Source organism: Rhodanobacter sp. FW106-PBR-R2A-1-15 (assembly GCF_058789735.1).
Map to the genome: position 1 here is coordinate 1 of NZ_JBYTEM010000050.1, position 11764 is coordinate 11764.

16 protein-coding genes are annotated in these 11764 nt (G+C 66.8%); 8 read left to right on the forward strand and 8 right to left on the reverse strand.

The window, feature by feature from the left end; translation table 11 throughout:
* The first annotated feature begins 106 nt into the window (after window positions 1-106).
* Together AC3WTD_RS18055 and AC3WTD_RS18060 are read left to right on the forward strand one after the other, a co-directional pair.
* Window positions 107-331 carry a GntR family transcriptional regulator gene (locus tag AC3WTD_RS18055; protein WP_492614605.1) on the forward strand — a complete coding sequence of 75 codons (225 nt, stop codon included), beginning with the start codon at window positions 107-109 and terminating at the stop codon, window positions 329-331.
* A gap of 1 nt (window position 332) precedes the next feature.
* Complete coding sequence (locus AC3WTD_RS18060) at window positions 333-1526, forward strand: aminotransferase-like domain-containing protein (RefSeq protein WP_492614606.1); 1194 nt, start codon at window positions 333-335, stop codon at window positions 1524-1526.
* Here the strand turns inward: AC3WTD_RS18060 and AC3WTD_RS18065 are convergent.
* Window positions 1484-1879 (reverse strand): cytochrome b/b6 domain-containing protein, encoded by a 396-nt coding sequence (locus AC3WTD_RS18065; protein ID WP_027491880.1) that lies wholly within the window; start codon window positions 1877-1879, stop codon window positions 1484-1486. The genes AC3WTD_RS18060 and AC3WTD_RS18065 overlap by 43 nt on opposite strands.
* Window positions 1880-1884: 5 nt before the next feature.
* On the opposite strand from AC3WTD_RS18065, the gene AC3WTD_RS18070 reads away from it, so the two are divergent.
* The 4 genes from AC3WTD_RS18070 (at window position 1885) to AC3WTD_RS18085 (ending at window position 4670) form a co-directional block, all read left to right on the forward strand.
* Window positions 1885-2241, forward strand: coding sequence for a hypothetical protein (locus AC3WTD_RS18070; RefSeq protein WP_492614607.1), 357 nt, complete (start codon window positions 1885-1887; stop codon window positions 2239-2241).
* A 66-nt stretch (window positions 2242-2307) separates the two neighbouring features.
* A complete protein-coding gene (gene hutU, locus AC3WTD_RS18075) occupies window positions 2308-3978 on the forward strand; it encodes a urocanate hydratase (protein ID WP_492614608.1) in 1671 nt (556 codons plus the stop codon).
* A 69-nt stretch (window positions 3979-4047) separates the two neighbouring features.
* The gene (locus tag AC3WTD_RS18080) at window positions 4048-4362 is read left to right on the forward strand and encodes a hypothetical protein (protein WP_492614609.1); all 315 of its coding nucleotides are present in this window, start codon (window positions 4048-4050) and stop codon (window positions 4360-4362) included.
* Window positions 4359-4670 (forward strand): helix-turn-helix domain-containing protein, encoded by a 312-nt coding sequence (locus tag AC3WTD_RS18085; protein ID WP_235642204.1) that lies wholly within the window; start codon window positions 4359-4361, stop codon window positions 4668-4670. Before AC3WTD_RS18080 ends, AC3WTD_RS18085 begins: the two co-directional genes overlap by 4 nt.
* Window positions 4671-4705: 35 nt before the next feature.
* Here AC3WTD_RS18085 and AC3WTD_RS18090 read toward each other — a convergent pair whose 3' ends face one another.
* Window positions 4706-5065, reverse strand: coding sequence for a helix-turn-helix domain-containing protein (locus tag AC3WTD_RS18090; RefSeq protein WP_027491883.1), 360 nt, complete (start codon window positions 5063-5065; stop codon window positions 4706-4708).
* A gap of 255 nt (window positions 5066-5320) precedes the next feature.
* Here AC3WTD_RS18090 and AC3WTD_RS18095 point away from each other — a divergent pair, with 255 nt between their 5' ends.
* A complete protein-coding gene (locus AC3WTD_RS18095) occupies window positions 5321-6082 on the forward strand; it encodes an XAC0095 family protein (protein ID WP_492614610.1) in 762 nt (253 codons plus the stop codon).
* On the opposite strand, the gene AC3WTD_RS18100 is transcribed toward AC3WTD_RS18095, so the two are convergent.
* The 3 genes from AC3WTD_RS18100 to AC3WTD_RS18110 all read right to left on the reverse strand — a co-directional run bounded on the left by AC3WTD_RS18100 (window position 5973) and on the right by AC3WTD_RS18110 (window position 8072).
* The gene (locus AC3WTD_RS18100) at window positions 5973-6662 is read right to left on the reverse strand and encodes a transposase (protein ID WP_027491885.1); all 690 of its coding nucleotides are present in this window, start codon (window positions 6660-6662) and stop codon (window positions 5973-5975) included. The two genes, AC3WTD_RS18095 and AC3WTD_RS18100, sit on opposite strands and share 110 nt — an antisense overlap.
* 121 nt (window positions 6663-6783) lie before the next feature.
* Entirely contained in the window at window positions 6784-7545 is a 762-nt protein-coding gene (locus AC3WTD_RS18105; protein WP_492614611.1) for a metallophosphoesterase, read from the reverse strand.
* On the reverse strand, window positions 7512-8072 hold the full coding sequence (locus AC3WTD_RS18110; RefSeq protein ID WP_492614612.1) for a GFA family protein: 561 nt from the start codon (window positions 8070-8072) through the stop codon (window positions 7512-7514). Before AC3WTD_RS18110 ends, AC3WTD_RS18105 begins: the two co-directional genes overlap by 34 nt.
* 179 nt (window positions 8073-8251) lie before the next feature.
* Here AC3WTD_RS18110 and AC3WTD_RS18115 point away from each other — a divergent pair, with 179 nt between their 5' ends.
* Window positions 8252-8545: a hypothetical protein gene (locus AC3WTD_RS18115; RefSeq protein WP_027491887.1), complete on the forward strand. Its 294-nt coding sequence runs from the start codon at window positions 8252-8254 to the stop codon at window positions 8543-8545.
* A 12-nt stretch (window positions 8546-8557) separates the two neighbouring features.
* On the opposite strand, the gene AC3WTD_RS18120 is transcribed toward AC3WTD_RS18115, so the two are convergent.
* From AC3WTD_RS18120 to AC3WTD_RS18130, 3 genes are all read right to left on the reverse strand, one after another.
* The gene (locus AC3WTD_RS18120) at window positions 8558-8914 is read right to left on the reverse strand and encodes a DUF1428 domain-containing protein (RefSeq protein WP_027491888.1); all 357 of its coding nucleotides are present in this window, start codon (window positions 8912-8914) and stop codon (window positions 8558-8560) included.
* A gap of 107 nt (window positions 8915-9021) precedes the next feature.
* Window positions 9022-9468: an SRPBCC family protein gene (locus tag AC3WTD_RS18125; RefSeq protein WP_492614613.1), complete on the reverse strand. Its 447-nt coding sequence runs from the start codon at window positions 9466-9468 to the stop codon at window positions 9022-9024.
* A gap of 80 nt (window positions 9469-9548) precedes the next feature.
* Entirely contained in the window at window positions 9549-11354 is a 1806-nt protein-coding gene (locus AC3WTD_RS18130; RefSeq protein ID WP_492614614.1) for a DUF885 domain-containing protein, read from the reverse strand.
* Between the last annotated feature and the right edge of the window lie 410 nt (window positions 11355-11764).

Here is an 11764-nt window from a genome sequence, read left to right on the forward strand (position 1 = left end):
GCGGCACCCGCTCTACTTTTTTCGCCACCTCCGCTGGCGAAAAATTCGGCCGCAATGGGGAATTTTGCAAGCGGCTCGAATGGTATTTCCCGATGTACCACGAAGTATGACCGCCGCGGTGCACATCAGGGTCGATCGGTCCGCCAGGATCACGCTGGCGGAGCAGCTCCGCCGCAACATCCTCGCCGCGATCAGCAGCCGCGCGCTCGCGCCGGGCGCAAGGCTTTCCTCGTGGATCGCCCTGGCCGCCCAACTCGGAGTGGCCAGGGGCACGGTCAAATCTGCCTACGAGCGATTGGCCGACGAACAAGTCGTCGTCTCGTCGCGTTAGGGTGGCACGAAGGTGGCCGAGCATCCTGCCGGAGTGGGGGCGTTCCTCCGGCGGAAGCCGATGCGCCGCCGGCGCTATACGAGCATTTGCTCACCGGTCCGGCGATCTTCCAGATGGGCATACCCGGCCGCGATGGTTTTCCGACGAGCCTGCTTGCCCGCCTGCGTGCGCAGGCTGCCCGCGCCGAGGTCCTGCGCGCGCGGTCTATCCCGATCCGCGCGGTGAAATCGAACTGCAGCGTGAGATCGCCGCGCATCTTGCGCTGGCCCGCGGCGTCGAATGCCGCCCATCGCAGATCTTCATCACGGCGGACTTCGCCGGTGCTCTCGGCACGACCCTGAGGGTGTTGGGCGCGGAAGGGCGCGAGGCCTGGATGGGAAATCCCGGCTTCTTCCAGAGCCGCAAGGCGCTCGAGCTCGCCGGGCTCGTTCCCGTCCCCATCCCGGTGGACGAGGATGGCGTCGACGTCTCCTGCGGCATGGAGAAGGCGCCCGCCGCCGCGCTGGCCCTGGTAACGCCGGGCCAGCAGGCGCCGCTCGGCACGACGCTGTCGCTCAAGAGGCGGATCGAATTGCTCGCATGGGCTGCCCGCACGGGAGCATGGATCATCGAGGACGATTATCTCGGCGAACTCCAGCTCAATCGGCGCGCCGCCCCGGCGCTCGCGTCGTTGGACCGCAGCGGCCGCGTCATCCATATCGGGTCGTTCAGCAAGACCATCAGCCCGGCGCTCAGGCTCGGCTTCATCGTCTCCCCCGTCGCGCTGGTAACGCGATTCGCCGAGGCGACCCTGTGCTTCGGATCGGTACCGGGCCCTGCCGTGCAACAGGCGACCGCCCATTTCATGCGCGAGGGCCACTACATGAGGCATTTGCGCCGGATGAAGCGCATCTACTGCGCGAGGAGCGAAGTGCTGCAGGCCGAATGGATACGGAAAGGATATCGCGTCCACATCGGCGGCCGGGCCGCCGTGGTGCGCCTGCCCGACGGGGTGTCAGACGTCGGCGTCGCCCGGAACGCCGTTGCCAAAGGTCTGGCTCCATCTCCGCTCTTGCCATGGTTCAGCCCGGGCACGGCTGCCGAGTCGGGCCTCTTGCTTGGAGTCGCGACGGCGACCGAGCGACAGCTTCCCGCAGCTTGCCGGCGTCTTCATCAGTTGATCGGGCCGTGCGACGGAAACGTCGAGCCGCGCTGATGCCGTAGTCGTGAAAGCCGTCTTCTATACAGTGGAGGCGGCGAAGGCATCGCGCTAGTCGGCATGTTCTTCCGCATCCCGGCTGGAGCGCTCGGCGTTAATTCGTTCGAATCGTCAGCCGCGGGCTCGCCGCCATACCCGATCAAGGCCCGCGCCGCTTTCCTTCGGCCGCGGAGCATGCCCGGCAGCACGCTGTCGCGGCGGATCAGGCCGTGGTACAGCACCGCCGCCATGTGCGCCAGGAGCGTCAGCAACAGCAGCATCGCGAACCCGCCGTGCAGCTGGCGCAGCACGGCGAACGCGACGGCATTGGTCGGGAAGATCGGCGGCAGCCGCAGCGACGTGCCGAGCATTCGAAATGCAGGTCGACCATGCGCACGCGGAACAGGATTTCCGCGCACTGCTGGCGATCGACCCGGACGACGTGAATGTGCTGCCCCAGTTCGGCGACATGTTCGTCCATATGGCGCACGACGGGGACAAGGGCTGGGTCGTGACCGATCAGTTGACTCACGAGCGGCCGGACAATCCGTACGGCTGGATCCTGCGCGCCGACATCCAGCCGCCACCGCGAGTCGGACTGGACGCCACCGCCGACTGCCTGGAATCCCTTTTCGGCAAGGACCCGCGGATGGCGAAGATGCTCGTGCGCATGCGTGCGGCAGTGGCCTTGCGCAAGCACACCGGCATCGACGCGCGGCCCGCGGCACCGTGACTGGCCTCCGGCCTGTGCCAGCCGCTGACCTATACTCGGCGGTCTGACTCACCGGAGCCCTTCGTGATGAACGCACCCACCCGCATCGACACCACCCGCACCATCCGCGCGCCGCGCGGCAGCGAGCTTTCCTGCAAGAGCTGGCTCAGCGAGGCGCCGTTCCGCATGCTGCAGAACAACCTCGATCCGGAAGTGGCGGAGAACCCTGCGGAGCTGGTGGTGTACGGCGGCATCGGTCGCGCCGCGCGCAACTGGGAGTGCTTCGACGCGATCCTGAAATCGCTGCGTGAGCTGAACGACGACGAGACGCTGCTGGTACAGTCCGGCAAGCCGGTCGGTGTGTTCCGCACGCATGCCGACGCGCCGCGCGTGCTGATCGCGAACTCCAACCTGGTGCCGCACTGGGCCACCTGGGAGCACTTCAACGAACTCGATCGCAAGGGTCTGATGATGTATGGCCAGATGACGGCCGGCAGCTGGATCTACATCGGCTCGCAGGGCATCGTGCAGGGCACCTACGAGACGTTCGTGGAGATGGGCCGCCAGCACTACGGCGGCTCGCTCAAGGGCAAGTGGATCCTCACCGCGGGCCTGGGCGGCATGGGTGGCGCCCAGCCGCTGGCCGCCTCGCTCGCCGGTGCGTGCAGCCTCAACGTCGAATGTCAGCAGAGCCGCATCGACTTCCGCCTGAAGACGCGCTACGTCGACGAGCAGGCCACGGATCTTGACGACGCGCTGGCGCGCATCGCGAAATACACCGCATCCGGCGAGGCGAAATCCATCGCACTGCTCGGCAACGCCGCCGACGTGCTGCCGGAACTCGTGCGGCGCGGCGTGCACCCCGACGCCGTCACCGACCAGACCAGCGCGCACGACCCGGTCAACGGCTACCTGCCGCAGGGCTGGACGGTGGAGCAGTGGTTCGAGCGCCGCAAGGCCGACCCGGTCGGCACCGCGCGCGCCGCCAAGCTGTCGATGAAGACCCACGTGGACGCGATGCTCGCGTTCCACGCGCAGGGCATCCCCACCTTCGACTACGGCAACAACATCCGCCAGATGGCGAAGGACGTCGGCTGCGACAACGCGTTCGCGTTCCCCGGCTTCGTGCCCGCCTTCGTGCGCCCGCTGTTCTGCCGCGGCATCGGCCCGTTCCGCTGGGTCGCGCTCTCCGGCGACCCGGAAGACATCTACAAGACCGACGCCAAGGTCAAGGAACTGATCCCCGACGACAAGCACCTGCACCGCTGGCTCGACATGGCCAGGGAACGCATCAGCTTCCAGGGCCTGCCGGCGCGTATCTGCTGGGTGGGCCTTGGCCTGCGCGACAAGCTCGGCCTTGCGTTCAACGAGATGGTGCGCAACGGCGAGCTGAAGGCGCCGGTGGTGATCGGGCGCGATCATCTGGATTCCGGCTCCGTCGCGTCACCGAATCGCGAGACCGAGGCGATGAAGGACGGCAGCGATGCGGTGTCCGACTGGCCGCTGCTCAACGCATTGCTCAATACCGCCGGCGGCGCTACTTGGGTCAGCTTCCATCACGGCGGCGGCGTCGGCATGGGCTACAGCCAGCACTCCGGCGTGGTGATCGTGTGCGACGGCACGGCGGCAGCGGACAAGCGAATCGCCCGCGTGCTGTGGAATGATCCGGGCACCGGTGTGATGCGGCATGCGGATGCGGGGTATGACATCGCAGTGCAGTGTGCGAGCGAGCAGGGGTTGAAGTTGCCGATGGTGTAACTGTCACGAACTAGTTTGTGAAACATACGGCATTGCCGTATAGTTCAAGCGTGCAGAAGGGAGTCTGCCATGTACGAGTTCGTCGAATCGTCCGTGTTCGCGAAATACGTGTATGACTACCTCACGGGGGATGAGTACACCGGCTTGCAGTGGTATCTCTCCAGCCATCCTGACGCAGGCGACGTCATCCCCGCGTCGGGCGGCTGCCGCAAGCTTCGTTGGGGCGCCCGCGACAAGGGCAAGCGCGGCGGCGTACGCGTGATCTATTACGGCGTAACCGAGCATGGGCAAATCTGGTTGCTGGCGATCTACGCCAAGTCACGGCAGACCAACCTTCCCGCAGATGTCATCCGATTGCTCAAGGAGCAGGTGGTGAAACCATGAAAAAGCTGAGCAAGGAAATTCTCGAACGGGATGCCAAGCGCGATATCGGCCTGGAAGTCCTGCAGGCCATCCGCGAAATCAAGGCGGGCGAAGGGCGGCGCTTTACCGTACAGGTAACGAAAGCTACGGAGGCCCGCCTCAAACTCGGACTGTCCCAAGCCGACTTCGCCGCGATGCTGGGCGTTTCCACACGCACGTTGCAGGACTGGGAGCAGGGCAGGCGCGAACCGAGCGGCGCGGCCAAGGCTCTGTTGAAAGTGGCAGTAGCAGCGCCGAAGACGGTGCGGAAGGTGTTGGCGGCAGCTTGATTAAGTGAACCTGACCCCGTTTCACCCGCTGTTTTTTAGGAAAGGAACTTCACCAGCAACTGCCGCTTCGATTCGGGAAGCTTGCGGAACGCATTCAGCAGGTGGCTCTCGTTGTCGCTCAGGCGACGATAGAGGGCGCCGGCTTCGCTCACCCCGGGCGCGGCGGGGCCTCGCCCGGTGGCAAGCCATTCCAGGTTGACGTCGAAATCCTTGGCCAGTTCGATGATGCGCGGCAGCTCGGGCAGGGCGAGGCCGGTGAGCCACTTGCGGGCGGTTTCCCGCGATACCGCGTAGCGGCTGGCCAGGGTGCTTGTCCTTCCGCGCCCTGAAACGAAGCCGGCCTGGTCCAATGCTTTGCGCAGGCGGCTGGCGAAGTGCTCGTAGGGTGCTGCCATTCCAGTTCCTGGTTGTCGCATCGTCCCGGCGCTTGCGCGCGGTGAGGCTTGGCAAGTGTGGTCCATTGTTGCGCACGTGTATTTGCGAGCGTGCCATTTATGGTTGTTGACATAGGCAATTCATGGTTGCATTCTGGCCATGGAGGGCGGGGGTGATAGCAGGCGTCGGAGTGCATTTGTTGAGGGAACGGTCGTAGAGCCGACTCTGCCTTCCCCCTGTTTCCGACGGGCATTTCATAGAGCGAGGAGGCGAGCATGTCGACGACCGATTTGGACGATCTGGGCACGACCGGCTATTTCCTGCCGGAGGACAGCCAACTGCGGCTGAAAAAGCTCCGCGAGTATGTGGAGTTTCTGGGCAACCTGGCGCGACCGCGCATCGCGGACGAGGCAAAGGAGTGGTACGCGGAGATCCGCCCGGGCGAAGTGGCGATCTGCATGGAACTGCTGGAGGAGCAGCTCGCCCAGGTGCTGGACGAACTCTCCTGGCCGGCCGAGCGTGGCAAAAGGGCGGCAGCATGCGAGGCCGATGCGGAAGCGGAAGCGGAAGCGGAAGCTTGCACGGAAACCGCAGAGCCGGAGGTCGCCGAGCCGGCGAGGGATGAGGCCGGCAACGGCTTCCTCTTCGGCGTCACCCTGGATCAGATCGACGAGATCAACCTGCTGCTCGCAAGCCTTCGGGCCCTTGGCAACGTGGTGACCTGCACCGATCACGCCGAGTTGTCCGACGCCACGCTGTCGATCATGGGCGACGCTATCGTCCGCGACGTGGAGAAGCTGCGTGAGATCAGCGGCGACGTGAATGCGCAGGCGCTGAAGCCGCCGCACGGTACGAAACCCGGTGTGCGTGAGGAGCGGGCCACCTACCTCGCGCTCCCCCAAACGGGGTCAGGTTCACTTCCGCGGTCTATTGGGAGCGTGGCGGTCGATGAGCCGGGCGGATGCCGGCGAGGCGTTGGGTCTTGGCCTCGACCATGGCGCGGAAGCCGCCGTGGCCCAGCGCGCGTTGTTGCTTGAGGTAGGTGCGAATCGCCGCAAGATCGTCGTCGGACAATACTTCGCGCAGAAGCTGCCGGTAGGCCTCGGCGCGCGCTTCGGGCGTGGGCGCCAACGCGGTGTAGGCGGGATGCGGCGTGAGCCACGCAAGCGGGCGCAGGCCACAATGGCTGGAGGCGCTGGACCACGGATAGCTGGCTGCGTCGTCTGTCAGGCGTGCACGCACCGGGTTGAGGTCGATGTAGCGGTAGCAGCGCAGCACGTAGGTTTCGGTGTCCACCAGGCAGGCTTTGTATCGACCTTCCCATAAGGTGCCGGTGCGACGGTGGCGTGCATTGAACTGCCCTACGTAGCACCGTCCGAGCCTTTGCATCATCTTTGAAATGGCGCCGACTTCGCTGGGCGTCACCAGCAGGTGGACGTGGTTGTCCATGAGTACATAAGCATGCAGCATGCATCGGGTGTCGAGCAGCGCCTCGCGGAGAAGGTGCAGGTAACGGTGCAGGTCCGTGTCATCCAGAAAGCAGGGCAGGCGGTTGTTGCCGCGCTGGACGATGTGCTGGGGAATACCGGGTAGGTCGAGTCGGGGTTGCCTGGCCATTCGCTCAGCTTCACGGATGGCACCAGAGCCGTGGTACCCGCCCTCGCCGCGACCTGCCGTAGGCGCTACGAGCAGTGATCTGTGTGAAAGTGAACCTGACCCCGTTCGGGCCCTCTGCGCCTTACGCGCCAGCCTCTACCTCGATGCACAGGCACGGGTCGAAATGCGGGTTTTCGTTCACCCCGTTGGAGCTGTAGCCGCGCGGATTGCAGACCACCCGGGTGCCGTTCACCGTGTAGTCGAAACTGTCGTGGGTGTGGCCGTGGACCCACAGTGTGGCGCGGCCCATCAGCGCGCTGCAGTCGGACGCGAAGGCGGCGCTGACCGGCGACTCGGCAAAGCGCGGATGCACGCTGCGCGGCGTCGGCGCATGGTGGGTGACGACCACGGTCGGCCCGGCGAACGGTTGCGCCAGCACGACCGCAAGCCATGCGTACTGTTCGGCGAACAGCGCGGCGGCGTCGGCGGGGGTGAATACGCTGCCGTCGGCGTTGCGGATGACGGCGAAGTCGCGCATGAAGCTGGCCGATGCCGCCATGGCAAGTTCCTTGTTGCCGGCGCCGAACAGCGCGAAATCCGTCCACAGCGTCGCACCCACGAAGCGCACGCCGTCGATCTCCCGCGTGCCCTGGTCGAGCAGCCCGATACCGTGCTCGCGCGCGCTCTGCGCCAGCGTCTGGCGCACTTGCGGCATCGCGCCGCCGTAGAACTCGTGGTTGCCGGGCACGTACAGCACCGGGCGCCCCAGGCTGGCGGCCCACTGCATCGCCTCCGCCGCCGGGCGCCGGATGTCGCCGGCGAGGATCGTCACGTCAGCCGCCACCTCGGGCGGCGGCATGCCGTGCGTGCTCAGGTGCAGGTCGGACAGGATGTGCAGGCGCATGCGGTGCTCCGTTCAGGGCCATCGCGACGTGCCCGGAACCGGGAGGGGTCCGGGCACGTCGCGATGGCATCCGCGGTCTCGGCGGCGTAGGCCTCGGCCAGTGGCTGATAATCCTCCATCGAGGGGAAGCCGGCATAGCTGTGCTTGGCCGGGGTCGATGCCCAGGCGAGCCGGGTATCGGTGCAGGTTTCGATGAACGGTGCGAAGTCGGCGTGCGGGTCGAGCACCGACGGGCGCAGGTTGATCAGCCAGTCGAGCCCGGCCGGGCGGGTCATCAGCCACGACTTGCAGAACGCGCAGTACAGGTGGCTGTGTTCCTCCTGCAGGCCGCCGCGGACCAGCTCGCCGGCGATCACCTCCACGCCGTCGGCGGGCAGGGCCAGCGACAGCGAGAACGCGCTGCCGGTCATCTTCTGGCAGCCGTGGCAGTGGCACGCCATGCTGAGCATGGCCGACTTGGTGACGCGCAGCCGCACGCGGCCGCAGCGGCAGCTGCCGGTGGCGGGAAGCGCGGATGGATAGGGCATGGCGGATCCTCGGCAGGAACACGGATGCGGGGCCGTAGTGCATGGCCGGATGGCTCGCCGGGCCATCGTCGCATCGACGGCTGGCGCGCCGGGCGTTGGTTTCGTGCGCGACGCCATCGTCACGCCGCCTTGGCCCGGGCGTACCTCGGCTGATCTGCAGCCTGCCATGAGATGCTGCCATGCCGACACTACGCCTGCGCCTGACCGGAAGCGGCGATGACGTCCGCGCCGTGACCAACCTGTTGCAGAGCCTGGACGGCATCGAGCGCGTGGAGGAGGTCGTGGACATGATGGATCGCATGGACGACGCGGATTCCAGCTCCGCGGGCCTGAGCGACACCTACGGGCCCGACGCGCACGAGCTGGAGATCGAGGCGCTGAACCCCTCCACCGCGCGCAAGGTGCGCGAGGCGGTTGAGGCGCTGGCGTTCGAGCTGGATGCGCTGGTGGAGTTCGAGGAAGAAGGGGAGTGAGCGGCCGCGCCGCTAGGCGGGCAGGCTGACTACCGGCGCAAAGCCGCCGAAGATCATGCGCTTGCCGTCGAACGGCATGTCGCTGGCGCCCGGCATGCGCGGGTCCTTCATGACCTGCTCCATGCCGGCGTCGCGGCTGGCCTTGTCGGGCCATTCGATCCAGGAGAACACCACCGATTCACCCGGCGTGGCCTGCACGGCGCGGCGGAAGTCGGTGAGCTTGCCGTCGGGCACGTCGTCGCCCCAGCACTCCACCACCCGGGTGGCGCCGAACTCCAGGAACATGGCGTCGAAATGGCGGGCGTGCGCGATGAATTGCTCGCGGTTGGCGTCGGGTACGGCGATCACGAAACCATCGACATAGGACATGGCGGTCTCCTGCGCAAAACGGCGGCCGGCAGGGCCGCCTTCCTGCTGACGACGAACGGGCGCGTGCGGAATCGACACGAGGCGGCGCCGACCAGCCGCGGCGTCGGTCAGTCCGGAATGTCCGCTTCCACCAGCTGGCCCAACAGCAGCAGCGATTCCTGCCAGCCCAGGTAGCACTGCTCCACCGGGATGACCTCCGGCACGCCTTCCTGCACCACTTGCACGTCGGTGCCGCAGGACACCGCGAGCAGGGTGACGGTGGTGGTCATCTCGCCGGGCAGGCCGGGGTTGTCGAAGCGGTCGCTGTAGCGAATGCGTTCGCCCGGCACCAGCTCGCGGTAGGTGCCGCCGAAGCTGTGTCCGTGGCCGCTGGAAAAGTTGGTGAAGGTCATCCGGTGCTGGCCGCCGACCTGTGCGTCGAGCTCGTGCACCTTGCAGGTGAAGCCATTCGGCGGCAGCCACTTGGCGATCGCGTCGGCGTCGAGGAAGGCGCGGTAGATGCGCTCGGGCGGTGCGCGCAGCACGCGGTGGAGGCGAAGCGTGTTGGTGGTCATGGCGGTTTTCCGTGGCGGAGGACGGACCCTCACCCTGCACGACGAACGGGCAGGGCGAAGATCGACCGGGCGCCTGGCCCTTACCTGGACGTGGCCGCTGCCGTTCCCGCCGCGGCCTTCGCCGGCGCCGTCCACAGCCTGGCCTCCGGCTTGCCGCCTAGCATCTGCGCACGCACCAGCGGGATCGGCGGGCCGCCGTAGCTGAGGAACTGGTCGTGGAACGCCTTCAGCACGTTCGGGCCGGGGTGCGCGGCGATCCAGTCCTGGCGCAGCTGCATGATCATCAGCTTGCCCAGGGTGTAGTTCAGGTAGGCCGGGTCGTAGGTGCCGCGGGCTGCCTGCTGGCGGGCGTTGCCCGGGTCCTGGAAGGCCTTGTCGCGGAACATCTGCTCGGACTGGGTGACGGTCATGCCGCCGGTGTGCAGGCCGATGGCGGAGAGGTAGCGCACGTCGCGCAGCAGGGCGTTGGTGAGCTGGCCGATGTGGACCTCCGGCGCGGCGCCGTCCAGGCCGGCGTCGAACATCATCTCCTCGGCGTAGTGAGCCCAGCCTTCGGAGAAGGCGTAGCCGACGAACAGCTGGCCGAATTTCCAGTGCGCGCGGTTGGCGTGCAGGAACTGCAGGAAGTGCCCCGGCCACACTTCGTGCGAAGACGTGAACAGCAGGTCGGCCTTGCCCGGTATGTAGGCCAACTGGTCGGCCTTGCTCCAGGCTGGATTCGGTGGGGCGATGTAGTACACCGACGGCAGGTTCTTCTCGTACGGGCCGGGGATCTCGATGTAGGCGAAGTTCCAGCGGTTGAACGGCGGCGCTTCCTCGACCTGGGCCTGCTCGGGACCGGGGATGGTCACCAGATCCTTGTCGACGATGAACTGGCGCAGGCCCACGAGTTGCGCACGCGCGCCTTCCACGGCACCGCCGGCAGGCTTGTGTGCACCCTCCTTGTCGACGCACGCGCTCAGTGATTGGCCCGGCGCAAACTTGTCGCAGGCGGCCTTGAGCGCGTCGAGGTTGCGCTGCAGGTCCGACTCGCCGATGGCCTTGAGGCGGTCCAGCGGCAGGTCGACCAGCTCGGTGGCATGCAGCATTTTGGAGAACTTCGCCGCGCCCAGCGCGTAGTCATGGGTGGCGTGGGGCTGCTGCGCCTTCAGCCAGTCGGCGAGATCCTGCGTGGCCTTGATCGCGGCGGCGTTGGATGCCTTGAAGCGGGCTTGCAGGGCGTCATCCTTGACGCCGGCGAAGATCGCCGGGACGTCGTTGCGGAAGAAGCTGGCGAACCCGCCGAAACTGTTCACGCCCAGCTCGATGTACGACGCCGGCAGCGGCAGCCTGAAGTTCGCCCTGATCTGGGCGACGGCGCGAGGCAGCGCTTCCTGGTAGGCGACGAACGCCGCCATGCGTTGCGGCAGCGGTGCGTAGGGGCGCGTCAGGTACATGCTGGGCGACAGGTCGCTGGTGTAGAAGGCCGGGTTGCTGTATGGAAAGCCTGAGTCCTCCAGCCAGAATAGCTGGCCGTCGATCACCGCGAGCACGTAGTCGCGGTGGAAGCGGCCGCTCTGGTCGAGCCGGTCGTCGCCGAACGCGGCGAAGCGGTCGCGCTCGGCATGCAGCCAGTCGGCATCCGCCTTCAACCCGGCCGGACTGTAGTCGGGCAGCTTGCCGTCGAACTCGTGCCTGCCGGCATTGGCGGCAAAGGTTGGGTAGCGCTTGAACATGCCGTCGATGAAGCCGTCGACGGCGGCATCCAGCCTGGCGTTGTCGTTGGCCGTTGCCACGCTGGCAGGCGGCGTAGCGGCGGTGGGCGCGCGGGGAGCTTCCCGGTTGCAGCCGGCAACGAGTGCGGCGGTCGCCGCGGCGCACAGCGTGATGAGGCGGATCGGGGGCATGCAGACGGCTCCATGACAAGGACTGTCGAGAGTAGGTAGCGCGGTGATCGAGTGCAACCTGCTTCGCGTCGATGACGCGCCGAAGCGGCGAGCGCATCCGCCTTTCGATGCCGCTCCGGCGATGGGGCCGCGCAAGCCCGCATCGGAAGGGCTTGCGGTTCCTGCCCGCCAGCTGGCGGGTGATACTGGCCACCACACGGTGCGAGGGGCGCGGCATGACGACCAGGCCATGGCTTATCGGACTCGGGATGTTGCTGGCGGTGGCTGGCCTGGGCGGGACGGTTCCCGGCCACGCGGCCAACGCCAGCGGCGAGGCCGCGGCGATTCGCCAGGTGAGCCGCTTGCAAAATTCCCCATTGCGGCCGAATTTTTCGCCAGCGGAGGTGGCGAAAAAAGTAGAGCGGGTGCCG